Annotated in this window: 20 protein-coding genes and 2 tRNA genes; 13 read left to right on the top strand and 9 right to left on the bottom strand. The window is 66.6% G+C overall.

What is annotated here, in order from left to right; genetic code table 11:
* Window positions 1–132 precede the first annotated feature (132 nt).
* Window positions 133–1,191 (bottom strand): serine hydrolase domain-containing protein, encoded by a 1,059-nt coding sequence (locus RKE40_RS04320; RefSeq protein WP_316017005.1) that lies wholly within the window; start codon window positions 1,189–1,191, stop codon window positions 133–135.
* 317 nt (window positions 1,192–1,508) lie between these two features.
* Between RKE40_RS04320 and RKE40_RS04315 the strand changes: the two genes are divergently transcribed.
* A complete protein-coding gene (locus tag RKE40_RS04315; protein WP_316017004.1) occupies window positions 1,509–3,008 on the top strand; it encodes an AAA family ATPase in 1,500 nt (499 codons plus the stop codon).
* Between the two features lie 98 nt (window positions 3,009–3,106).
* On the opposite strand, the gene RKE40_RS04310 is transcribed toward RKE40_RS04315, so the two are convergent.
* Together RKE40_RS04310 and RKE40_RS04305 are read right to left on the bottom strand one after the other, a co-directional pair.
* Window positions 3,107–3,868 carry an AAA family ATPase gene (locus RKE40_RS04310; RefSeq protein ID WP_316017003.1) on the bottom strand — a complete coding sequence of 254 codons (762 nt, stop codon included), beginning with the start codon at window positions 3,866–3,868 and terminating at the stop codon, window positions 3,107–3,109.
* 119 nt (window positions 3,869–3,987) lie between these two features.
* On the bottom strand, window positions 3,988–4,638 hold the full coding sequence (locus RKE40_RS04305; RefSeq protein WP_316017002.1) for a GDSL-type esterase/lipase family protein: 651 nt from the start codon (window positions 4,636–4,638) through the stop codon (window positions 3,988–3,990).
* Window positions 4,639–5,721: 1,083 nt separating this feature from the next.
* Between RKE40_RS04305 and RKE40_RS04300 the strand changes: the two genes are divergently transcribed.
* Window positions 5,722–8,397 carry a phosphoenolpyruvate carboxylase gene (locus tag RKE40_RS04300; protein WP_316017117.1) on the top strand — a complete coding sequence of 892 codons (2,676 nt, stop codon included), beginning with the start codon at window positions 5,722–5,724 and terminating at the stop codon, window positions 8,395–8,397.
* A gap of 137 nt (window positions 8,398–8,534) precedes the next feature.
* Here the strand turns inward: RKE40_RS04300 and RKE40_RS04295 are convergent, their stop codons facing one another.
* A complete protein-coding gene (locus RKE40_RS04295; protein WP_316017001.1) occupies window positions 8,535–9,446 on the bottom strand; it encodes a cell wall hydrolase in 912 nt (303 codons plus the stop codon).
* A 245-nt stretch (window positions 9,447–9,691) separates the two neighbouring features.
* Here RKE40_RS04295 and RKE40_RS04290 point away from each other — a divergent pair, with 245 nt between their 5' ends.
* Both RKE40_RS04290 and RKE40_RS04285 read left to right on the top strand, forming a co-directional pair.
* Window positions 9,692–10,342, top strand: a complete 651-nt coding sequence (locus RKE40_RS04290) for a glutathione S-transferase family protein (RefSeq protein ID WP_316017000.1) — start codon at window positions 9,692–9,694, stop codon at window positions 10,340–10,342.
* A 107-nt stretch (window positions 10,343–10,449) separates the two neighbouring features.
* Entirely contained in the window at window positions 10,450–10,983 is a 534-nt protein-coding gene (locus RKE40_RS04285) for a dihydrofolate reductase family protein (RefSeq protein ID WP_316016999.1), read from the top strand.
* A gap of 55 nt (window positions 10,984–11,038) precedes the next feature.
* Here RKE40_RS04285 and RKE40_RS04280 read toward each other — a convergent pair whose 3' ends face one another.
* Together RKE40_RS04280 and RKE40_RS04275 are read right to left on the bottom strand one after the other, a co-directional pair.
* Window positions 11,039–11,902 (bottom strand): alpha/beta fold hydrolase, encoded by an 864-nt coding sequence (locus tag RKE40_RS04280; RefSeq protein WP_316016998.1) that lies wholly within the window; start codon window positions 11,900–11,902, stop codon window positions 11,039–11,041.
* Window positions 11,899–12,321 carry a helix-turn-helix domain-containing protein gene (locus tag RKE40_RS04275; protein WP_316016997.1) on the bottom strand — a complete coding sequence of 141 codons (423 nt, stop codon included), beginning with the start codon at window positions 12,319–12,321 and terminating at the stop codon, window positions 11,899–11,901. Before RKE40_RS04275 ends, RKE40_RS04280 begins: the two co-directional genes overlap by 4 nt.
* A 90-nt stretch (window positions 12,322–12,411) precedes the next feature.
* Between RKE40_RS04275 and RKE40_RS04270 the strand changes: the two genes are divergently transcribed.
* Complete coding sequence (locus RKE40_RS04270) at window positions 12,412–12,762, top strand: hypothetical protein (RefSeq protein ID WP_316016996.1); 351 nt, start codon at window positions 12,412–12,414, stop codon at window positions 12,760–12,762.
* A gap of 80 nt (window positions 12,763–12,842) precedes the next feature.
* Here the strand turns inward: RKE40_RS04270 and RKE40_RS04265 are convergent, their stop codons facing one another.
* A complete protein-coding gene (locus RKE40_RS04265; RefSeq protein ID WP_316016995.1) occupies window positions 12,843–13,367 on the bottom strand; it encodes a hypothetical protein in 525 nt (174 codons plus the stop codon).
* Between the two features lie 423 nt (window positions 13,368–13,790).
* Between RKE40_RS04265 and RKE40_RS04260 the strand changes: the two genes are divergently transcribed.
* The 8 genes from RKE40_RS04260 (at window position 13,791) to RKE40_RS04225 (ending at window position 20,925) form a co-directional block, all read left to right on the top strand.
* The gene (locus RKE40_RS04260) at window positions 13,791–14,276 is read left to right on the top strand and encodes a hypothetical protein (RefSeq protein ID WP_316016994.1); all 486 of its coding nucleotides are present in this window, start codon (window positions 13,791–13,793) and stop codon (window positions 14,274–14,276) included.
* Between the two features lie 22 nt (window positions 14,277–14,298).
* Window positions 14,299–14,934: a L,D-transpeptidase gene (locus RKE40_RS04255; protein WP_316016993.1), complete on the top strand. Its 636-nt coding sequence runs from the start codon at window positions 14,299–14,301 to the stop codon at window positions 14,932–14,934.
* 48 nt (window positions 14,935–14,982) lie between these two features.
* A complete protein-coding gene (locus RKE40_RS04250; RefSeq protein ID WP_316016992.1) occupies window positions 14,983–16,014 on the top strand; it encodes an amino acid ABC transporter substrate-binding protein in 1,032 nt (343 codons plus the stop codon).
* A gap of 82 nt (window positions 16,015–16,096) precedes the next feature.
* Window positions 16,097–17,677: an AMP-binding protein gene (locus RKE40_RS04245; RefSeq protein WP_316016991.1), complete on the top strand. Its 1,581-nt coding sequence runs from the start codon at window positions 16,097–16,099 to the stop codon at window positions 17,675–17,677.
* Window positions 17,678–17,706: 29 nt separating this feature from the next.
* A complete protein-coding gene (locus tag RKE40_RS04240) occupies window positions 17,707–18,354 on the top strand; it encodes a DUF1190 domain-containing protein (RefSeq protein WP_316016990.1) in 648 nt (215 codons plus the stop codon).
* A gap of 220 nt (window positions 18,355–18,574) precedes the next feature.
* A tRNA-Leu gene (locus tag RKE40_RS04235) sits at window positions 18,575–18,661 on the top strand.
* 270 nt (window positions 18,662–18,931) lie between these two features.
* On the top strand, window positions 18,932–19,837 hold the full coding sequence (locus RKE40_RS04230; RefSeq protein WP_316016989.1) for an ABC transporter substrate-binding protein: 906 nt from the start codon (window positions 18,932–18,934) through the stop codon (window positions 19,835–19,837).
* Window positions 19,838–20,151: 314 nt separating this feature from the next.
* Window positions 20,152–20,925, top strand: a complete 774-nt coding sequence (locus RKE40_RS04225; RefSeq protein ID WP_316016988.1) for an HpcH/HpaI aldolase family protein — start codon at window positions 20,152–20,154, stop codon at window positions 20,923–20,925.
* A 199-nt stretch (window positions 20,926–21,124) separates the two neighbouring features.
* On the opposite strand, the gene RKE40_RS04220 is transcribed toward RKE40_RS04225, so the two are convergent.
* Window positions 21,125–21,409 (bottom strand): hypothetical protein, encoded by a 285-nt coding sequence (locus RKE40_RS04220; RefSeq protein ID WP_316016987.1) that lies wholly within the window; start codon window positions 21,407–21,409, stop codon window positions 21,125–21,127.
* A gap of 423 nt (window positions 21,410–21,832) precedes the next feature.
* Window positions 21,833–21,907 (bottom strand) — tRNA-Asn (locus tag RKE40_RS04215).
* Between the last annotated feature and the right edge of the window lie 183 nt (window positions 21,908–22,090).

Genomic DNA, 22,090 nt, shown 5'->3' with positions numbered 1-22,090 from the left:
TAGGCCATTGGACCAGTGATGCGAGCGCCGCCAGCGCGGTCGGGTTCAGGCCAACAATTCAGCTTCCGAACACCTCACCCCTGCCCCTCTCCTTGCGGGAGAGGGGTTCTGCGTCGAGGCTCCGCGGCCGTCTCACTCCACGGCCGCGACGAGCCGCTCCAGGAAGCCGTCGATCGCCGCCTTGTCGATCCAGCGCAGCACGGCGACGAGGTCGTGCTCGGGGTCGATCCAGATCAGGTTGTTGCCGGCGCCCTGCGCGCTGAAACTGCCCGCCGGCAGCTTCGGGTTGGCGTTGAGCCACCAGAGGAAGCCGTAATTCGCCAGGGTCGGCGAGGGCACGAGCGACTGTTCGAGCCAGGCGGAGGGGATCAGCTCGCGGCCGTCCCAGACGCCCTTCTGTGCGACGAGCTGGCCGAAGCGGGCATGGTCGCGAGCGCTGATGAACAGGCCGCCGCCCCAATGGCCGCCGCCGGGAACCGACTGCATGCGCTCACCGTCGATCTCGACCCAGGAGGTCTCATAGCCCTCCCAGCGCCAGCCCGTCGATGCGCCGATCGGGTCCATGATGCGCTCGCGCAGCACCTCAGGCAGCGGCCGGCCGAAGCGACGCAGCAGCGCATAGCCGAGCGCGTTCACCCGGACGTCGTTGTACTCGTAGAGGCTGCCGGGCGCGCCGAGTTCGCGGCGCTGGCCTTTCCGGCTGTTGTCGGCGCCGACGCCGATCTGCCGGAAATGGTCGACCTGGTCGGACTTGCCAAAAATCTCGCCCTGCCATTCGCTGTTCATGTTGAGCAGATGGCGCCAGGTGATTTTTGCATTGTGCGGGCTGGCGAAATGCGGCCCGTCGACGCTCTTGCCGACGGGCTCGTCGATATCGGCGATCAGCCCGTCGGCGACGGCGAGGCCGGCCAGCACCGAAAGATAGCTCTTGGCGATCGAGAAGGTCATGTCGGCGCGCTCGACATCGCCCCATTCGGCGGCGACCCTGCCGCCCTTCAGCACGATGCCGGCCGGCCCGCCGCGCGGCTCGACCGGGCCGACGATCTCGGTCCAGGGACCCTTCTCGTCCCATTCGCGATTCCCGACATAGGCGCCGTCCGGATAGAACATGCTGCGCGGCCAGGGCGAGTCATGCGCCTGCGCAAAGGCGACGGCGTCCTGAAGGCGGGCGGAGGAGAGGGAGCTGGGCAAGGCGGGGACTCGCGGGAGGTGGAGGCTGGTGAGGCGGTTTTAGCATTGCCGCGCGGGGGAGTCTGCGGTTGCAGGCGCTTGCTGTGTAGCACTTGAGAGAATGGAAAAAAGCCAAAGAATACTCCCGCGAACGGGCTGCGACGCGCGATCTGACCGCAAGAGGTCGCGGCAGTGCTGTTTCTTTTGTTGAACAATATGCGCTAGGCAAGCGAGCCGCGCCGGCAGTGTAGGAGCGAATCTGGCGGGTTGGACCGGTGCCCGGAAGAGGCACTGTACTCAATATATAACGGCATTGAAAAATCGGGGGAAGTCGCCAAATGCCTGGTATTATTAGAATTAATGATCTACGAAACATCAAAAAGTTGCATTTCGTGATACCGGATCGTGGCGTTTGGCTACTCACTGCAGGGAATGGGGCGGGCAAGACATCACTGCTAGCGTGCCTTCGCAGGATTGGGCACCCAAATGCGTTTCCGGTGCATTTTGCGTCGTCTCTTCGTTCGAGCCGTTTGGATAATCATTCTGAAGGTTCTGTAACCTACGAAATTAATGGCGCGGCAGTGGAATATGCCTATCGTGGGGAACGCTGGACGCCACGTCCGCGTAGCAATGCTAATCTTTTTGAAAGATTCGGTTATGCCTCTGTAATCTACATTGGTGCGAGCGCCGAAAGAATTACTCCTAGGCCCGAGGATTTTGATACTCGACATATTCGTTCTGCAAGCTCAGTTATTATTGATGCTGCGAATGATATATTTGATACAGAAAAATTTTCGATGCTTCGGACTATAAATCTTGCGCGTGGCACTGGAAATGAGGCTTTTGTGCTCTCTCTTGGTGGTTCTCCAATTGCGTATCATTCAGAGAAGCATTTTAGTCTTGGAGAATTGTGTGTATTAAAGCTGTTGCGTATTCTTTCTCAGGTTAGTAATAATAGTATGATTATTGTGGATGAATTGGAGATGGCTCTTCATCCTAGAGCGCAAGTGAAGTTGCTTCGGTATCTTGAGGCTCAAGCTCGATTGAAATCTCTTACAGTTATATTTTCAACGCATTCTGTTACTCTTCTAAAGACAATCAATCGTAGACAGATTATATATTTGGATAAGCAAGACGATGGAGAGACGAAGCCTATCGTAGGGTGCTACCCAACTTATGCAATTGGAAATATCGCTGCGGACGAAGAAACTCTTCCTGATATCATGTTGTATGTGGAAGATGTCTTTGCTCGTGACGTCCTGACCGCTTTTTTTGAAATGTTTGCCAACGAGCGCTTCCAAGATCCGACAGAGCGTCCAACAACCAAGATTATTCCAGTCGGTGGGTTTAAAGAAGTCGTTGCATTCCTCGACCGTAACCGGTCCGTTCTGCCCGATCGTGTCGTCCAAAAAGCTATCCTGGACGAGGATGTCTCAAGTGAAACCCTGCTGACTTGGCGGCAAGGAAACAATCACTCGCAATTAGCAAAATTCCAACGCCTAGAACATGATATCGCATTTCTCCCATTTACACCGGAAGTAGGGCTGATGAACTATATCTCCGGAAATCAAGCGGTCTTCGAGCAGAGGCTGCGCGAGCGATGCGCCGACAATCAGCTTCGAATTGGAAGCATCGCACGCCGGTACGATAGGACGCTACAAGGAAGCCGCCTGAGAGATGCCGCGAAGAATAGCAAGGATGAATTGCTCAGGTATATTGAACAGCGAACGCAGCGCAGTGAGGATGTAGCGAGAGAGATTTTGAGCGGAATATTTGCTCAGTTGGCTTGGCTTCAATATCGTTCTGATTTTATGCCACTCTTTGGCGCCATGGTGTAATCGAATGGTGGTTCTGATGTACATGGCCGACGGATGCAGTCGAGCAGCGGGCGTGGGGCCTCTGAAAGCGATCAGTCCAACTCACACGCGTTCGGCCCTCACTCCTCCATCATCGTCTCCACGAACGTCGCCGGGTCCGTGCAGAACTCGCGCATGATCCGGAAATGCTGGGTCTGTTCGATCGTCACGGGATCGAGCCCGTATTTGGTCAGGCCGAGCAGGCGGGCGCCGGGATAGGCCATCAGGATCGGGGCGTGCGTCGCCATGATCACCTGGCATTGGCCGAGCCGGTCCATGCGATCAAGCAGTTTCAGGAACTCGATCTGGCGGGCCGGGGAGAGCGCCGATTCCGGCTCGTCGAAGATGAAGATGCCGCGGCGCTGGCAGCGCTCCTCGAAGAAGCGCAGAAAGCCCTCGCCATGCGAATGGGAGAGGAAATCGGGCGGGGCATGGCCGGAACTGCGGGCGGCGCTGTCGAGATAGCGCGCCACCGAGAAGAAGCTCTCGGCCCGGAAGAACCAGCCATCGGTGACCTTCGGCAGCCAGCTCGCCTTCAGTGCGCCCGCGAGCCGGCCGCCCATCGCCTCGACGGCTTCGGCATGGTCGACCGGGCGATAGCCCTTGCCGCCGCCGGCCTCGTCATAGCCGGCAAGCGCCGCGATGCCTTCGAGGAGCGTCGATTTTCCGGTGCCGTTCTCGCCGACGATAATGGTGATCGCCCGGTCGAAGGACAGCTCGAAGTCCTCTCGCAAGAAGGGCAGGCACCAGGGATAGGCCTCAGGCTCCGGCACCGCTTCGCGGTCGAGCCAGATGCGCCGGAGATAGGGCGCGGGCAGGCGGGGCGGGCTGCTTCGTCTCATGGGGGCTCGGGCGTGGGCAGTCGGTGGGTTGTCCTTCCTGATGCAACCCGGGGGCATCCTGGACAAGCCGCGAAGCGGCGCCGATCCGGGATCCATGCCTGAGCCTTTCCGCAGGAGGTTCAGGCATGGGGCCCGGGTCTGCCTGCGGTCGCCCGGGACGACCGGCGGTCCTTGCTCAATCGTGCCTTGGTCAAACGTGTCTTGCGCAAGCGTGAGCCTGGCCGGTGCGCGATGCGTCCGGCCGGCTCCCGCTCGTCGCAGCCGTCAGGAGCAGGCTCCGGCCGCCACCACCTTCGGCAGCAGGAAGCTGGCGAAGGCGGTGTGGCCCTCGGCGCTGAAATGCAGGCCGTCCGCAATTGATAGGCGCGGGCGAGCTGGCCGGGGCGATCGAGCATCACCAGGGCGATCTTGCGGTCGGACAGAGTGCGCTCGATCTGCGCGATCGCATTGGCCCGGTCCGGGCCGCTGTCGTTGCCGCCCGGCTGCAGGATCACGACCCTGGTCTGCCTGGTCAGCAGCTTCGGCAGGCGAGCCGCCATGCCGGAGGGCGTGTCGCCGGCGACACCGGCATTGACGACGCGGACCTTGCAGCCCTGCTGGCTCAGCATCGACTGGAGCTGCGCCGGATAGGCCTGGGAGCGTTCGACGCCGCCATGGCCCGCTCCCTTGCCGCGCCCCAGCGTATTGCTGGCGCCGAGCGCGACGATGTCGGAAGCGAGCGTCGATGTGGGGAGGAGAGCCAAGAACAGGCAGAGGGCATAGGCGCGCAAGTTGCGATCCTTTACTGTAATTCCGCGATGTTCGCACCAAATTCCGGGGCCTGCAATAGGCATTCACAAGCATTCGCATGTCGTTGTGCCGCGTTCTGCATGATGCCGTGCCGCATGGTGGCTGGGATGCGAGATCTCTTTCGCATCCGGGCGAGGTCGCTTTCCGACGGCTTTCGTCCTGAGGGAGGAAGCGGACGAAGCTGCGCCTGCCTCGCCGGCTTCCACCGCGGGGGTCTGAGGGGAACGCCATCCGAGGGAGGGCGCGGGCCGGGCGGCGTCGCAGTCGACGGCTGCGTGCCGAATGTCGATGTCTTCTGTCGAAGCAGCGCCATTGGCCGCCTCCCGGTCCCGCGCCGCGGTTCTCTATGGTGTCTTCGTCGTCTGGTTACGTCCGGCAGGACTGGGAGGGCCTCTCCCATCGACGAAAACCCCTCCGCGGTGGAACGGGCAGGCCGGCCGCAAAGGTGGATCACACCTTTGCGGAGCGCGCTCGCTCGGGCTCGCAAGGCCCTTTCGCCACGAAGACCGCTCTCCCGCCCGGCCTCATGATGCCTCGCGAAGCCCCCTCGGTTCGGGCGGGACGGGGAGAAGCATAAGCGCGGTTTTCGGGGCGGGGATTGTTTGGCGGGTTGTCCCCGGTGGCGACCGCTGCGCGCGAGGGAGAGGCGCGGGGAACCCTCTCCTGGAAGGAGAGGGCGGGTGAGGTGTGCGAGGTTTGACCAGCCCGCGCTGCGCCCACCGCCTAGTCGGGGGCAGGCTCACGATATCCCTCCCGGACACCTCACCCCTGCCCCTCTCCTTCCAGGAGAGGGGTTTTGCGTCGAGGTTCCTGCGCCTCGCGGCAGCCGCTGCTGCGGTGCCGCAACGCTTTTCGCGGTTGCGGTAGAATTGGAATCCTGCTCACCTGCGAGCCGCCTCATCAAACGATTTAAAAAGACGGAGAGCGGCGTGGCTGCGGAGGAATTGTCGCCATCGGTACTGGCGAGCGAATTGTCGGCTGCGATCGTGCAGGCGCGCTCGGATGCGCGCGAGGACCCGTTCGGCAATCCGGTCTTACGCGTCACGCTCTGGCTGACCCGCAAGATGGATCGCGGCGAGGTGACGCTCGCCGACACCGCGGCGCTGATCCGCCAGCTCGGCCGCGCCGCGCTCGCCGACCGGGCGGCGCGCGTCGCCTCCTATGTCGGGCTGGAGCGTGAAGAGGCGGAAGCCTATGCGGCGCTGGCGCGGCGCGTCGGCGAGGAAGCGAGCGCTTCGGCCCAGCCCTTCGAGGCCTATGGCGCGGCGCTGGCCCGCGTGCGCTTCGCGGCCGTCTTTACCGCGCATCCGACCTTCGGCATGAGCCGGGCGGTGGCGCATGCGCTGGCCGAACTGGCCTCGAACGAAGGCGAGGCGGCTGTGCTGAGGTCGGCCGATCTCTCCTTCCGGCCGGATGCGGCGATCACCCTGCAGGACGAGTTCGAGCAGGCGCGCTTTGCGGTGCGCAACGCCCGCGACGCGATCGACCGGCTGAACGCCGCCTTCCTCGCCGAGGCCCGGGCGCGCTGGCCGCAGCGCTGGCGCGAGCTCAGGCCGCGCGCCCTGCAGCTCGCCTCCTGGGTCGGCTCAGACACCGACGGGCGCACCGATATCGGCTGGTGGGACACGCTGCGCTACCGGCTGGAATCGAAGCGCGGCCAGTTCTTCCGCCTGCTGGAGAAGCTGCCGGAAGCGCCGGCGGCCACCGAGGTGAGGGCGCTGGTCGAGGCTGCGCTCGCGGCGGTCGAGCGGCAGCTCGCGCTATGCCCGCCCCTGAATAGCAAGCCCGAGATCGCGGCCTTGCAGGCCTTCTCGCTGTCGCTGGTCGGCGAGCGCGAGGCGGCTTTGCCGGAATCATCAAAGCTGCTGGCGGCGCTCGACAAGGCGATCGTGCTGGCCGAGGACGAGCCGACGGCGGAAGCGCTGGTGCTGGCGCGGGCCGGCGTCATCGCCCATGGCGTCTCGATCGCGCTGCCGCATTTCCGGCTCAACGCCTCGCAGCTTCACAATGCGATGCGCGGCGTGATCCCGCTCGACGAGGACCCGGCCCAGCCGGCGCAAAGGCGCGCCTTCCTCGCCGCCGCGAACCAGGCGCTCGCCAGGGCGACGCCGACGCCGGTCGACTTCGGCGCGCTCGCGGTCGAGCGCGCCTCGGCGGCGCGGATGATGATGATGGTGGCGCAGATCGTGAAGCATGTCGACGGCTCGCGGCCGGTGCGCTTCCTGATCGCCGAGACCGAGACCGGCTATACGCTGCTCTCGGCGCTCTACCTGGCGAAGCGCTTCGGCATCGCCGATCTCGTCGAGATCTCGCCGCTGTTCGAGACCTCCGATGCGCTGGAGCAGGGGCCGCGCATCATCGACGAGGCGCTGCGCAGCCCGCATTGGCGCGATTATCTCAAGCGCCATGGCAGGCTCTGCGTCCAGTTCGGCTATTCCGATTCCGGCCGCTATATCGGCCAGGTCGCGGCGACCTTCTGGGTCGAGCGGCTGCGCAGCCGCATCCTCGAATTGCTGCAGCGCTATGGGCTCACCGAGATCAAGCTCGTCATCTTCGACACCCATGGCGAGTCGGCCGGGCGCGGCGCCCATCCCGACAGCCTCAAAGACCGGCTCGCCTATCTCGATCCGGAATGGCCGCGGCGGGCTTTTGCGAAAGCCGGCGTCAAGGTCACTCGCGAGACCAGCTTCCAGGGCAGCGACGGCTACCTGCTGTTCGGCACCACGGGGCTCGCCGGGGCGACGGTCGCGCGTATCGCCGAGGCGGTGTTCGCCGATCCGACGGCGGGCGACGACGATCCGATCTATGCCGAGCCGGATTTCGCCACCGAGTTCTTCCAGACCGTGCGCGAGGAGATGACCCATCTCGTCGACGATCCCGGCTATGCGGCGCTGATCGGCACCTTCGGTCCGTCCTTGCTCGACAAGACCGGCTCGCGCCCGGCGGCACGGCAGAGCGATGCCGGCGGGCCGACGCTGATCCGCCATCCGCGCGAGTTGCGGGCCATCCCGAACAACGCCATCCTGCAGCAACTCGGCTGGCTGGCGAACAGCGTGCACGGCATCGGCCAGGCGGCGGGGCGGGCGCCGGAGCTGTTCGCGAGCATGCGCGAGAGTTCCGAGCGCTTCGGCCGGGCCTATCGCCTTGCGGCCCATGCCATGGCGAACAGCGATCTCGACGTCCTGCGCGCCTATCTCGACACGCTCGATGCCGGTTCCTGGTTCGACCGGGCGCGGCGCACGGAGAGGGAGGGGCGGCGCGACGAGCTGCTCGCCGTCGCCGAGGCGCTGGCGCGGCTCGATCTCGCTCCGGCGCTGCGGCGGCTGTTCTGGCGCTTCGCCTCCGACCGGCTGAAGCTGAAGGAGGCGGCGGGCGAGCCGCCGGCGATGCCGGTGCGGCTGGTCGCGCTGCATACGCTGCGGCTCGCGCTATTGCACCGGATCTGGCTGTCGGCGACGCATATCCCGGATTTCCGGCCGCATGCCGGCGTGACGCGCGAGCTCCTGCTCGAACGCATCCTGCGACTCGACATGGCCGGGGCGCTCGTCCTGCTCGGCGAAATCTTCCCGCTCAATCCCGATCCGGCGCTCGGCCTCGATTTCGGTGAGCCTGCAGGCCCGCGCGAGGGCGGCGCCTATGCGGCGCTGCATCGCGACGTGATCGAGCCGATGCGAGCGTGCTTTGCGCTGCTGCGCGAGATCTCGGGCGCGATCCAGCACGAGATCGGAGCGTTCGGCTGAGATCGCCTACCCGTCATGCTCGCCCCCGTGGCGAGCATCGACCTGTCGACTACCGCGTTTCGCGAAGGACGAGGTGGATGGTCGGGCGAAGCCCGACCATGACGCGAAGGCTCAGCCCGCTAGCGGCTCTGCAGCCGTCAGTCCTGCGCGAGGGTGCCGCGCAGCGGGCGGGAGGGCGGCATCAACGCCGCGATGCGGGCGTCGCCCTTCGGCGGCGTGAGGAAGGCCTGCGCGGGCTTGCGGGACATGCCGAGATCGTAGGGACGGCTCGGCGGCAGCGTCGCATTGGCGACGACATAGGAGGCCGAGCTTGTGGCCAGGGCGATCGCGGGCGCCGGCGCGGCCGGGGCGAAGGCGAGCGGCGCGCTGGCGAAGGAGGTCGAGGCCGAGGAGGCGCTGGTGGCGAGCGGCGCGGGCTCGGAGAGCGCGGCGACCTGCGAGCTCGGCTCCTCGATGCGGCGGCGCTCCGGGCGCTCGCCCTTGACGTAGAAGGCGTTGCCGCCGGCCACCGTGACGTAATGCATGTTGGGGTAGGAGAAGCGCAGCCCCGCCATGTGGAAATGCTTGGCGTTGCCGACGGCCTCGTTGCGCTTGCCGGCAAGGATGGCTTCGGCGGCGGCCTCCGCCTTGGGAAGGTCGCGGGCCACCATCGGGCGGGTCAGAACGCCTGAGGCGAACTGCTTGGGGGCGCCGACGACGCCGCAGATCGTGTCATGATAGCGCGGCGCGCCGACCCGGTTCATCACCACCGTGCCGACGCCGAGCAGGCCGGATTCGCTCGAGCGGTTCGATTCGAAATACATCGCGCGGACGAGGCATTCCTTCTCGCGCGGATCGGCCTTGGCCAGCGCGATGGCGCGCTTGCGGATCTCGTGGCTCTGCTTCGGCCCGGTGCTCGGAGCCGTGGTCGACGCGGTTTCGACCGGCGTCATGCTGCAGGCACCGAGGACCGGAGCTGCCAGTGAAACCAGGAGCGGGATCGCCTTGCGACCGTGGCGGCTTTTGCCGGAGAGACGGGTAGCGTTTGCAGCGATCTCGGTCCGCTTCATGCGGCAACCTCCTGATTACGGGATCGGGGCTGCCTCAAGCGGCGGTCCGTCATCTCCGGCAAGGAATCCCCATCCTCTTACCAGAAGGTTAATTTCGGAAGGAAGAGGCAAAGTTGTGCGGCGCGAGATGACGGTGGCGCACGCTCGAAAAGCTGTGGCGGGTTGTCGGAAGCTGCCCCGGCCGTTCGTCCTGCGGCTGCGGGCGCCTCACCTGAAAGCACGAGGCAACAACCGGGAGCCTGTCGATGACCGCGATCATCACCGCCTTCGAACGTTCGCCCGACCGTGGCAGGGGGCTCGCCCGCGACATGCGCGTGCGCTGGGCACTGGAAGAGGTCGGTCAGCTCTATGAGGTCCGATTCCTGTCGTTCAGGGCGATGCGCGAGCCCCTGCATCTGTCGCTCCAGCCCTTCGGGCAGATCCCGACCTTCGAGGAGGGCGACCTTGCCCTGTTCGAGTCGGGGGCGATCGTGCTGCATATCGCCGAGCGCCATGGCGGGCTTCTGCCGGGCGACGCGAATGCCCGCTCGCGCGCGATCGCCTGGATGTTCGCGGCGCTCAACACGATGGAGCCGCAGATCTTCGACCGCTCTCTCGCGACGATCCTCGAGCGTGATCAGCCCTGGTACGAGCAGCGGCTGCAGGCCCTGGAGAGCATCATCCGCAAGCGGCTCGGCGACCTCTCCAGGCGGCTCGGCGAGGCGGACTGGCTCGACGGCGCCTTCAGCGCCGGCGACCTGCTGATGGTGACGGTGCTGCGCCGGCTGCACGGCTCGGGCCTGCTGGAGGAGCATCCGAACCTTGCCGCCTATGTCGCCCGCGGCGAGGCGAGGCCCGCATATCGGCGCGCCTTCGCGGCGCAGCTCGCGGTCTTCGCCGCCGCGTCGGCGGGCTGATCGTGGTGCTGCCGGGCACAGGCCGATGGCGCGGCAGGCGTTCCTGCGTCACTTTTGCGTGACCACGCCTCGCTCTACTCTGAACGCAACCAAGGGAGGCCAGCACCGTGGCGCAGCTCGTTTTCGGCATGAACCAGTCCCTGGACGGTTATGTCGACCTCCATCCGGAGATGCAGGTGGGCCCGGCGCTGTTTCGCCACTGGACCGAGCATGTGCGCCGCCTGGCCGCCAGCATCTACGGCCGCCGCATGTACGAGACGATGCGGTATTGGGACGAGGACGATCCTGCCTGGGATGCGGCGCGGCGCGACTTCGCAATGGCATGGCGGAAGCAGCCGAAATGGGTGGTCTCGCGCTCGCTGAAATCCGTGGGCCCGAATGCGACGCTCGTCGCGGGGGACCTCGCCGCGGTGGTCCGTGACCTGAAGGCGCGGTTTGCCGGGGAGATCGCCGTTTCAGGGCCGGAACTGGCGCAAGGCCTGACCGAGCTCGGCCTGATCGACGAGTACCGGCTCTATTTCCACCCGGCCGTGCTGGGGCGTGGCAAGCCGTTCTTTGCCGGGGCGCGGCCGCCGCTCCGTCTCGTGGCCAGCGAGCCGATGGGCGAGGACGTGGTCAGGCTGAGCTACGTTCCGGCCTGAGTGCGGTCCGCACGGTTCAGCGCGCGCTTTCGAGGCCTCGACGGTCCGCACATCCTCAGGAGGGCGAAAGAGCCCGCTCCAGAAATCCCATGACGCGTTCCGTCTGGTCGGGAAGGAAGTGATAGCCGTCCTCGATGAAGCAGATCTCGGCCTGCGCGGCGTTGCGCTGCAGCCGCTGCCGCGTGTCGCCGGAATCGAGCAGGGCATCCCGGCCGCCGATGATCGCCAGCACCGGCACACCGAGCCCGGCGAGTTCGGCGTCGCTCAGGCGGGGGATGGCGACGATGCGCGGCCGGACGACCCTGCCGATATGCTCCATGAACTCCGCGAGCGGCCGCACCGCTTCGGGCAGGACCTTCGGAAAAGGCCCGAGCACCAGCTCGCGCGCCTTGCGCTTGCCCCACCGACCCAGCAGCAGGAGCGGCAGCGCCTTCAGGAGGAAGTTCTTCTGACGGCCGATGCCGGCGGGGCAGATCAGCGCCAGCGCCTGCGCAAATCCCGGCCTCCTGCTGGCGTAGTCGAGCGCCAGCCAGCCGCCCAGCGACATGCCGACGAGCGCGGCCTGCGACAATCCCAGCTCCGCGAAGACATCGTCGAGCCAGAGAGCATGGGCATCCCCGGCCAGTTCCGGCCTGACCGGCGCGCTGAGGCCGGGCTCGCCGATCATGTCCACTGCGAAGAGCCGGAACTTCGTCGACCAGAGCGGGACGTCGAGCATCCAGGTCGCCGAATTGGCCTGGGAGCCATGGAGCAGCACGACCGGAGGCGCATCCTCCGGCCCGCAGGCGAGGACGAAGGTCGAGCCCTGGCGCGTCGCGACGTGCAGCTCGGTGACCGGCACGGGCCATTGGTCGAGAACCTGCCGGTAATGCGCCTGCACGGCCGCGGCGGTGTCGGCGTTCCGGTAGACGCCGCTCACGGCCGGCTCCCCATCTGCAGTTGCAGCATCTCCAGGATTCGGCCGACATCCGACGGATCGCCGATCAGCACCACCTTCAGCTTCGCGGTCTGCGGGTCGAACACGGTTTCGAGATGCAGGGGCGGCGTCTCGGCGTCTCCGGTCAGCGCCACGGCCTGCAGGAAGGTGGCGATTCGCTCCGCCCGCTCGAGGGCGATGTCGGGGATGTCGACGATGCAGGTCGCCCGCGCTTCGGCCGCGGCGCCCGGCCGGCCGTCGGCGATGCCGGCAAAGGCATCGAGCCTCGAGCGCGCGATTCGATAGGACTTGCCGACCCGGGTCGCGGGCAGGCGGCCTTCGCGGATGTAGCGAAGCACGGTCTTGGGATGGAGGTTCAGCTCCACCGCCGCCTGCTCGACGGTCACGAGACTTTCGGACATTGAATATTCCCTATTGGTCCCATAAAGCTATGCGTCAAGGAATCATATGGATCAATAGGGTGTGTTATGGCAACGGAAATTGAGCCTTTGGTGGATGCCGCACAGGCGATGAAGACCCGGCTGCTCGCCGATCTGCGCGCGGCCCTGAAGGAGCGCCGGGCTTGCGAGGCGAGAGTTGTCAGGACGCTCGTTGCCGCGATCGACAATGCCGAAGCGCCGCCTGCCCATGCGGGTCCCGGGCCGATGGCGTGGCATGAGTTCCGCAGCGGCGCGGCCGAGGTCGAGCGGCTCTTCCTGAGCTACGCGGATGTGCGCCGGACGCTGCAGGCCGAGATCGACGAGCGCGAAAGTGCGGCGGCGGAACTGGAGCGCCTGGGGCGGGCGGGCGAGGCGACAGCGCTGCGCAGCGAGGCCGACCTGGCCAGGCGCTATCTGGCGTGACGATCTCCACGCGCCGGGAACGGCGAGCGCATGATTCCGGGGCGTTGGCCGATAGCTCTCTATCGGCAGAAGGTTGCCGCTCAGCGCGCGCTTTCGGAGACCTCGACGGTCGTCATCGCGCCGTTGCTCTTCATGATTTCGGCCGGTTCCCAGATCGTGTGGTTGTCGATCGGGGTCGAGACCATGAGCTTGAGCTGCTTCTTGGAGCGTTCGGAGAGCAGCCGGCTCTCCTTGATCGAGAGGAAGCTGCTGTAGCTGCGCTCGCCGCCGTTGAAGACAACGACGCGGCCGTCGAGCACGATGATGTCGCCCTTCTTCAGCGTCGGGTCCTTGAGATACCAGTATGGGTCGCTGGCATATTCCATCGGCGCGACGCGCGGCGTCGGCGGCGCATCCTTGGCCGCGATGCCGGGCTTGCCGTCCCTCGGAGCCCGCGGGCGCACGGTCATGTGCAGCGGCTCGCGTTCGGGCACCGGCGCCACGACCTGCCGCGGCGCGATGCCGAACAAGGTTTCGAGGAAGTTCGCCTGCGCCGGAGCGGCACTGGTCAGGGAAGCCGCGGCGAGGACGATGAGGGCGGTGAGGCGGTTGCGATCGGCGGACAAGACGGCGTTTCCCAGCTCTGAGCATCAGGAGATAGCGAGCGGGCAGGGCGATCTCAACGTGCAAATCGGCAAGTGCTGAATCGCTTGTTGGCAATCTTCGCGGCGAGGTCCGCTTCAGTTCCCGAAAGAATTGGTTTTATTCGGGTTTTTGACGCTTTCTCGGTTAATTTTCCGGGGGCGGCGGACGGTGCATCGCGGCCATGCGCCGTTCGCCGGGCCGGGCCTGGAAAGGGACCATGCGACCGGGGCGCCGACGTCCTCATTCGGCCCGGCGAAAGCTTCGGAGCCGAACCGACCGTTGACCTCGGCGGAAAGCCGAGACCATGATAGGGCGCAGCGGGGGGCGAAGGCATGCGCAGAGCGTCGGCATATCCAGTGGCGGAGGCGTGCCTGTCGACAGACGGGGATTGCGCTGCAACTCATGTGAGGGCGCTCAGACGCAAGGCCGCGGCGGGCGCCTGCCTGTTCGGTGCTGCGCTGCTGCTCGCGGGCTGCGGCTCGACGAGCGAAGGGCCGGGCAGCGGCATTGCCGCTGCAGGCGCCGCGGGACCTGCCACCATTCCGCGCGAGCGGCTGATCGGCCGCTGGGGCATCGCCTCCTTCCATACCGAGAAGGACCGCAAGCGTACCGAGGCACAGGCCAAGGCCGGCTGCTCCCAGCCCTACACCATCTCCAAGGGGCCGACCGACGGCGTGATGATGCATGTCGCCGACGACCCGAAGCCCTATGAACTGCGGCTGAAGGGCGGGCCGGGCGGCCGGAACTTCCTCGGCTTCGAGGCGCCGGCCGGCGATCCGCAGGACCGCGAGATCCTCTCGGCGACCGATACGATGCTGACGATGCGCTTCGTCGATCCCGATGCGAACCGCCGCTACGGCACCTTCATCTACGTCCGCTGCGGCGCCTGAAACCAGCGAGGCTAGGCCCTGTATGAAAAAGCCCGGTACGACACGGATTCTCGGCGGCCTCAGCGCCGCGGCACTGCTGCTGGCGCTGGCCTTTCCGGCTGCCGTCCAGGCGCAGGGCAAGGGGATGACCCCGCCGGCCGAGACGATGGACATCGGCGACGAGCCGGGCCGGGTCTCGACCGAGGAGGTCACCATCACCGAAGGGCCCTATGCCCGGCAGATGGTGTTCTTCCGCTCTAACGAGGCGCCGGGCACGGTGGTGATCCACAGCGCCGAGCGCTTCCTCTATGTCGTGCAGCCCAACAACCGGGCGCTGCGCTACGGCATCGGTGTCGGCCGCGAGGGCTTCCAGTGGTCGGGCCTCGTCCAGGTCAGCCGCAAGGCGGAGTGGCCGGACTGGCGCCCGCCGCCGGAGATGCTGCAGCGCCAGCCCTATCTGCCGCGCTTCATGGCCGGCGGTCCGGGTAATCCGATGGGCGCGCGCGCGCTCTATCTCGGCTCGACGGTGTTCCGCGTCCACGGCACCAACCAGCCGGAGACCATCGGCCAGTCGATCTCGTCGGGCTGCTTCCGGCTCGCCAATGGCGACATCATCGACCTTTATTCGCGCGTTCCGCTCGGGACCAAGGTCGTGGTTCGGCACAAGGCGACGATCTGACCGGTCCTTAGGGCCGGACGCCATTCATCAATCAGGAGAGCGGTTCCCATGCCAGGCGCGTTCCGAATTCGTCTCCAGCCATCGGCGCTCGCCGTGCTCGCCGCGAGCCTCGTCACGCTGCCGGCCGCTGCCGGCACGCTCGACAAGGTGAAGCAGCGTGGCACGCTGGAATGCGGCGTCAGCGAGGGGCTGCGCGGCTTCTCCGAGAAGGATGCGCAGGGGCGCTGGGCCGGGTTCGACGTCGATTTCTGCCGGGCGGTCGCCGCGGCCGTGCTCGGCGATGCCGGCAAGGTCAACTTCACGCCGCTCTCGGCCGGCGAGCGCTTCGAGGCGCTGAAAGCCGGCAAGGTCGACCTGCTCTCGCGCAATTCGACCTGGACGCTCGGCCGCGAGGCCGAACTCGGCCTCGCCTTCGCCGGCGTGACCTATCATGACGGGCAGGGCTTCCTGGTGGCACGCTCGCTCGGCGTCGACGGCGCGCTTTCGCTCGACAAGGCCAAGGTCTGCGTCGAGGCGGGGACGACGACGCAGCTCAATCTCGGCGACTTCTTCCGCGCCAACTCGATGGATATCGAGGAGAAGGCCTTCCCGAGCGCCGCCGAGGCGCTCGCCGCCTTCCAGTCCGGCCAGTGCAATGTGCTGACCCGCGACCAGTCGGCGCTCTATGCCGAACGGCTCAAGCTGTCGAAGCCGGGCGATGCGGTGATCCTGCCCGACGTGATCTCGAAGGAGCCGCTCGGCCCGGTGACGCGCTCCGACGATTTCCCATGGTTCACCATCGTCAAATGGGTGAACTTCGCGCTGGTCAATGCCGAGGAACTCGGCGTCTCCTCGGCCAATGCCGACCAGGCGACCGCCTCGACCAAGCCCGATGTGCGCCGCCTCACCGGGGCGGAGGGCGGCTTCGGCAAGTCGCTCGGCCTCGACGATGCCTGGGCGATCCGCGCGGTGAAGGCGACCGGCAACTATTCCGAGATCTACGAGCGCAATCTCGGGGTCAACTCGCCGCTCGGCATTCCGCGCGGACTGAACCAGCTCTGGAACATGGGCGGCGTGCTCTACGCCCCGCCGATGCGCTGACCGGCGCCTGCGCCGTTCCCTCGCAAGCCATCCCGCCCTAGGGTGGCGGCCACGGGAAACGGAGCCTGGAGCAGGACGAGGCATGGCGGCTACGGAATTCGGGGCGCAGCCCTTCGACGTTGAAGGGGCGCGGACCACGCTGTTCTCGGCCCTGCTCGCCGCCGTCGCACGCCATGGCAGGGCAAAGATCGCGCTCGAAGATCCCGAGCGCCAGCCGATCAGCTTTGGCCGCCTGGTGCTCGGCGCCTTCGTGCTCGGCCGCAAGCTCGCGGCGCAGACGCAACCCGGCGAGAAGGTCGGCCTCCTCCTGCCGAACATGCAGGGCATGGCCGTCACCCTGTTCGGCCTGTCGGCCTATGGCCGGGTCCCGGCGCTGCTGAACTTTACCGCCGGCACCAAGAACCTGAAGGCAGCCTGCGAGGTCGCGCCGCTCTCGACCATCGTCACCTCGCGGCGCTTCATCGACCAGGCCAAGCTCGACGAGGCGATCGAGGCGATCGGCCAGGGCCGGCGGGTGATCTACCTCGAGGATGTCCGCAAGGAGCTGACCAGCCTCGACAAGGCGCTCGGCGCGCTCGCCTCGCTGGTGCCCGGCCTGATCCACCGGCGCTACGCCGCCGCCCCGGACGATCCAGCGGTCGTGCTGTTCACCTCCGGCACCGAGGGCAAGCCCAAGGGCGTGGTGCTGAGCCATGCCAATCTGGTCTCCAATGCGCGGCAGGTCTTCCAGCACGCGCAGGGCGCGATCTCCGAACGCGACATCTTCATGAACCCGCTGCCGGCCTTCCATTCCTTCGGGCTGACCGCCGGGATGCTGGTGCCGCTGCTGCACGGGATGAAGGTCGTGCTCTATCCGAGCCCGCTGCACTACAAGCAGGTGCCGCGGCTGATCGCCGAGACCGGAGCGACCTTCCTGCTCGCGACCGACACTTTCCTGCAAGGCTATGCCCGTGCCGCCGGCGAGGGGGATCTCAAGAGCGTGCGCTATGTCGTCGCCGGCGCGGAGCGTGTGAAGCCGGAGACGCGGGCGCTGTGGCAGCCCTATGGCACCACCATCCTCGAAGGCTATGGCTGCACCGAATGCGCGCCGGTGCTGGCGGTCAACACGCCGAGCGCGATGCGCGAAGGCACGGTCGGGCGGCTCCTGCCCGGCATCACCGCGCGGCTGGAGCCGGTAGAAGGCATCCAGGAGGGCGGGCGATTGATGGTGAAGGGGCCCAATGTGATGCTGGGCTATCTCAACGCCGACAGCCCCGGCACGCTCGCCCCGCCCGAGGGCGGCTGGCACGATACCGGCGACATCGTCGCGATCGGGGACGGCTTCGTCAGCATCCGGGGCAGGGCCCGCCGCTTCGCCAAGCTCGGCGGCGAGATGGTCTCGCTGGCGGCGGTCGAATCGATGATTTCGGGCTTGTGGCCGGGCTTCAACCACGTCGTCGTCGCCTTGCCGGATCTGCGCAAGGGCGAGCAGCTCGTGCTCGTCACCGAAAAGCCGGACGGCGACAAGAAGGCGCTGCAGGACGAGGCGAAGCTCCAGGGCTTCCCGGAATTGTGGATGCCGAAGGCGCTGCTCGTCACCCGCGCCATCCCGGTGCTCGGCAACGGCAAGATCGATTATGGCGCGACGCGCGAGCTCGCGATCACGATGCGGCCGCTGCTGTAACGCCACAATCGCATGATCTCAGAGGGGCCATGCTGCTGTTCCTTCCCGTCGCCATGATCAGGATGGCCTCGCTGTTCGCGTTCGGGCTGGCGCTTTCGCCGGCCGATCTCGCGGCGCAGGCTGTCGGGCAGACCTATGTGCGCCGCGACGAGTGCATCGAGGCCGGCAAGCTCTCGGCCGAGCAATGCGAGTTCGCCTATCGCAACGCCCGCGCCGAGTTCGAGCAGAAGGCGCCGCGCTACGCCTCGCGGGCGCTGTGCGAGCGCGCGCATAAGCGCTGCGGCGCCCAGGTCTCGACCACCGGCGGCTGGGACGCGCTGGCGCGCGGCGGCGGCGGGGCGACCTATGTGCCGCGCTTCGTCGGCATCCGCGTCAGCGGCGAAGGGGCGGCCAGCAAGGCGCTGCCGATCGTCGAGGGCTCGGCGAAGATCGCCTTCTCGGCCCGGCAGGTCGCGGCGCTCGACGACAAGGTCGCCGGGCGGCGCAGTGTCATCGGCGGCGGGGGCGATGGCTCGCGCGGCCACGCGCAGGCGAGCGGCCCTTATATCCGCCGCGGCGACCGCGACGACACGGTGCGCGTGCCGATGGAGGAGAAGAAGATCGGCTCCGATGTCGCACCCGGGCTCTATGTCGATCCCGACGGGGTCGAATGGTACAAGCCGAGCCGCCGGCGCTGACGCCGGTGATGTTCGCCAACGACACCCACAAGTGCTGTCATCCCGGGCGACCGCAGGGAGACCCGGGATCCATTCCGGAACCTCTTTCGGCAAGGCTCCGGAATGGATCCCGGATCGGCGCGGCTTCGCCGCTTGTCCGGGATGACGAAGCAGTTCCAAGCGTAAGCATGTAGCGCTCGCCCTTGTGGCCGCGCGCGCGGAAGGCTAACCGTGTCCCGGCGCGGACGTGGCGAAACTGGTAGACGCAAGGCACTTAAAATGCCTCGCCAGAGATGGTGTGCGGGTTCGACCCCCGCCGTCCGCACCAAGCTTGTATTCGAGTGCTTTGGCCGGAACGGGTTGCCCGGTCGTGACGATTGCCGCGCCTTCGCTGCGAAAAGCCCCGCGAGATGACCATCGCGATATCATCCGCAGCCCTAGACTGGACGAAGTCGTCTCTGGAGCCGCTGACCCGAGGAGAGTAGGGTCTTGGCCGGGCTGACCTGACCGCGGTGATCGCATGAGAAGGCGGGACGTCCTTGCTCTGCTCGCCGGTTTTCCGGCGATCCCAAGCAGCCTGGCGCAGACGAGGGGCAGGGTGCCCGTCGTCTGCTTTCTCGGCCTTGCCTCGGAGCCGGCCGACCGCCCCCTGCTCGCAGCCCTCAAGCAAGGTCTGGTAGAGCGAGGCCATGTCGTGGGGCAGACGATCGCGCTGGAAGCCCGCCATGCAGCAGGCGATCTGCATCTGGCGGCCCGGTTCATCGACGAAATGGTTCAGCGCCCGGTCGATGTCTTCGTCGCGCCCGGTCCGGCGGCGGCCCGGACCATACACCGCGCCACGAACATCCCGATCGTGGCCCTCGGCCTGCCGCCCGTCGCCGACGATCAGCGCCTGTTCGCGAGCCTCGCAAAGCCCGGAGGCAGCGTGACGGGGTTCTCGTATTTCGGGGAGGCGTTGTCGGCAAAGCGGATCGAGGTGCTGCGCGAGCTCCTGCCACGATCCGTCGTGCTCGGCATCCTGCACAATGTCGCCGATCCGGTGTTCCGCGCATGGGGGGAGCAGACGGAGACGGCGGCGCGGAAGCAGGGCTTTGAAACGGTGCGGCTTGGCCTCGGAACCAATACGCCGGGCGAGGTCGCCGAACATTTGCAAGCCTTGCGGAGTCGCGGCGGCGACGCGGTCATTGTGATCACCGACTTCCTGACGGTGAGCCTCAAGGACCAGATTCTCCGCACTGCGGCCGCTCTGAGGATCGCAGTGATCTCGGAATGGCCGACATTCGTCGAGGCCGGGGCTCTGATGTTCTATGGGGCGGACATTCCCGAGCTCTTCCGCCAGGCCGCTGGCTATGTCGACCGGATTATCCGTGGCGAGCGTGCCGGCGACCTGCCGATCCAGCTTGCGACCAAGTTTCGAATGAGCATCAACCTCAAGACGGCAAGGGCGCTCGATATCTCCGTCCCCCTGAGCCTGCTTGTCAGCACCGACGAGGTTCTCGAGTAGCCCCGCTGGGCGATCTTCCCGGATCGAGCCCGGTTTCAACGGCGCTCCTCCGCCCTACCGAGGGGCTGCACGCGCTGAAACAGGCCCCGGCCACCGCCCTGTGCAGAAGTGCCGCCTCTTGCTCGTGGAAGCGGCCACCGCCGATCGGATTTCCCGCGTTGGCGGTGGTGGTGTTCTGATAGCCGTGAGCCAGTCGCCGCGCGGCGAATCGCACCTTGCGCCCACGGCAGGCGTCCCCTGTCCGCCATGGCATTGCGAAGCCGGGCGCCGGATGCGCACAGATGGGCGCGTTCCATTGCAAGGGGAGGAATCGGATGAGCGGAGCAAGCGGGCTGAAGGCGCGTATCCAGTCGGGGGAACTGGTTGCGGGAACTATGGCCCTCGAATTCTTCGTGCCGGGTCTGCCGGCGATCGCGACGGCCGCAGGGGCGGAGTTCATCCTGCTCGACATGGAGCACGCCGCCACCAGCTTCGAGACGATGCGCGTGCTCTGCGCCGCCTGCCGGGGGCTCTCGATCGCGCCGATCATCCGGGTGCCGACCACCGAATACAGCCTGATCGCCCGGGCGCTCGATGTCGGCGCACATGGCGTCATGGTCCCGATGGTCAACACGGAGGAGCAGGCGCGGCTGATCGCCTCCTGCGCGCATTACCCGCCGAACGGGCATCGCGGCGCCGCTTTCGGGGTGGCGCATGACGACTATCTGCCAGGCTCGCCGATCGACAAGATCGCGAGGGCTGCCGCCCGCACGGTGATCATCGCGCAGATCGAGAGCCCGCAGGGTGTCGGGAATGCCGAGGCGATCGCGGCGGTGCCGGGAATCGACGTGCTCTGGGTCGGCCATTTCGATCTTTCGAACTTCATGGGCATTCCCGGCCAGTTCGACCATCCCGATTTCGAGGCGGCGCTCCGCCATGTCGGGCGCAGCGCCCGGGCCCATGGCAAGGCGGCCGGGCTGATGGCCGGCGATCTCGGCTGGTCGAAAAGGGTGCGCGAGCTCGGCTATTCGGTGATCGCGCAGGGCGTCGACGTCGCGCATTACCAGAACAGCGTCGCGGCCTCCCTGAAGACGCTGCGCACGCTCTAGCGTTGGTTGGATTCGCGCGGAATCACCGCGTCATCCGGGACAAGCCGTGAAGCGGCGCAGCTCCGGGATCCATCGTAAGGCTCGGTTCCCTTCGATGGATCCCGGCGCTCCGCTTCGCTGCGGCCGGGATGATGATGGACTTCTTGACCTGTAACAGCCCGGCTCCGGCTGAGAGCCGTCGCCGCGGGCGGGCGCGGCGTCAGGACAGCCGGCGATCGCGGATGTCGAGGATTCGCTCGAAGATCGCCTGATGGTCGGCGAGCAGCGCCTGGAGCGGACCGATCGGCCGGAAGGCGCGCATGTCCTGCTCGTCCTCGCCTGCTTCGACCCAGGCGGCGATGGCCTCGTCCGCGGCCGCCAGCTCGTCCTCGGTGGGCGAGGGGCGTGCCGGCGCGCCGTTCTCCGCCGCGATCTGCAGGGCGATTCTCCGTCGCAGATCCTGCTCGAGCGCGATGAGCGGCTCGAGTTCATCGGTATAGGCCATGAGCAGGCCCTCCCATTCGTGCCCGGCTCAGCCTCTGTCGGCGAGCGCTGGGCAGTGATTCCTTCGTCGCCAAGCAGCAGACTGCTCCACCGGCGCAGATTGCTTCCTTGGCGATGCATTCCGGGCTGATAGCGCATGGTCCCGCACAGCCCAAGCCGCAGGGCGCGATTCCCGTTCGCCGGAGCCTTCAGCTATTCGGATTCGCATCGCGGGTTCCGGCCCGGATCGGGGAAACGAGATTCGGCTGGCATGCGCCTGCGGCGGCTTGTCACGCCGGTTCCCGATGCACCCTGCCGAAGCGTCCGCGAGGTGGCGCCGAACGGACCGAGCGTAGCCAAAATGCGGGGTTTGGAGCGCCGAAAGGCGCTCCTGCGCCAAACAGAAAGGGCTTAGCTGATCTCTCAGCTAAGCCCTTGAAACTGCTGGCTCCCGGAGCAGGATTCGAACCTGCGACCAATCGATTAACAGTCGATTGCTCTACCGCTGAGCTATCCGGGACCGATGGGGGGCGTATAGCGACGACGCTCGCCGGGTGCAAGCCCTTTGCGACGCAACATGCCGGCAAATCGTCATCATCGCCTCGCGCCGCATTTTCGCTGTGGTTGCCGTGTCGGTTTCGGTTGCGGAGGCGCGCGCCATGTGGTTATAGGCGGCGTCATGGAGATCACGCGAGCGTGATCT

This window comes from Allobosea rubneri (assembly GCF_032464875.1).
Lineage (GTDB): Bacteria > Pseudomonadota > Alphaproteobacteria > Rhizobiales > Beijerinckiaceae > Allobosea > Allobosea rubneri.
The sequence above is the reverse complement of the archived record's forward strand: the minus strand, read 5'-3'. Positions and strand labels throughout refer to the sequence as shown.

Excerpts from the sequence above, each read along its gene's own strand:
- RKE40_RS04315 (WP_316017004.1), top strand. The coding sequence starts at position 1,509 with ATGCCTGGTATTATTAGAATTAATGATCTACGAAACATCAAAAAGTTG.
- RKE40_RS04310 (WP_316017003.1), bottom strand. The coding sequence starts at position 3,868 with ATGAGACGAAGCAGCCCGCCCCGCCTGCCCGCGCCCTATCTCCGGCGC.
- RKE40_RS04300 (WP_316017117.1), top strand. The coding sequence starts at position 5,722 with ATGGATCGCGGCGAGGTGACGCTCGCCGACACCGCGGCGCTGATCCGC.
- RKE40_RS04295 (WP_316017001.1), bottom strand. The coding sequence starts at position 9,446 with ATGAAGCGGACCGAGATCGCTGCAAACGCTACCCGTCTCTCCGGCAAA.
- RKE40_RS04290 (WP_316017000.1), top strand. The coding sequence starts at position 9,692 with ATGACCGCGATCATCACCGCCTTCGAACGTTCGCCCGACCGTGGCAGG.
- RKE40_RS04275 (WP_316016997.1), bottom strand. The coding sequence starts at position 12,321 with ATGTCCGAAAGTCTCGTGACCGTCGAGCAGGCGGCGGTGGAGCTGAAC.
- RKE40_RS04255 (WP_316016993.1), top strand. The coding sequence starts at position 14,299 with ATGAAAAAGCCCGGTACGACACGGATTCTCGGCGGCCTCAGCGCCGCG.
- RKE40_RS04250 (WP_316016992.1), top strand. The coding sequence starts at position 14,983 with ATGCCAGGCGCGTTCCGAATTCGTCTCCAGCCATCGGCGCTCGCCGTG.
- RKE40_RS04245 (WP_316016991.1), top strand. The coding sequence starts at position 16,097 with ATGGCGGCTACGGAATTCGGGGCGCAGCCCTTCGACGTTGAAGGGGCG.
- RKE40_RS04240 (WP_316016990.1), top strand. The coding sequence starts at position 17,707 with ATGCTGCTGTTCCTTCCCGTCGCCATGATCAGGATGGCCTCGCTGTTC.
- RKE40_RS04225 (WP_316016988.1), top strand. The coding sequence starts at position 20,152 with ATGAGCGGAGCAAGCGGGCTGAAGGCGCGTATCCAGTCGGGGGAACTG.
- RKE40_RS04220 (WP_316016987.1), bottom strand. The coding sequence starts at position 21,409 with ATGGCCTATACCGATGAACTCGAGCCGCTCATCGCGCTCGAGCAGGAT.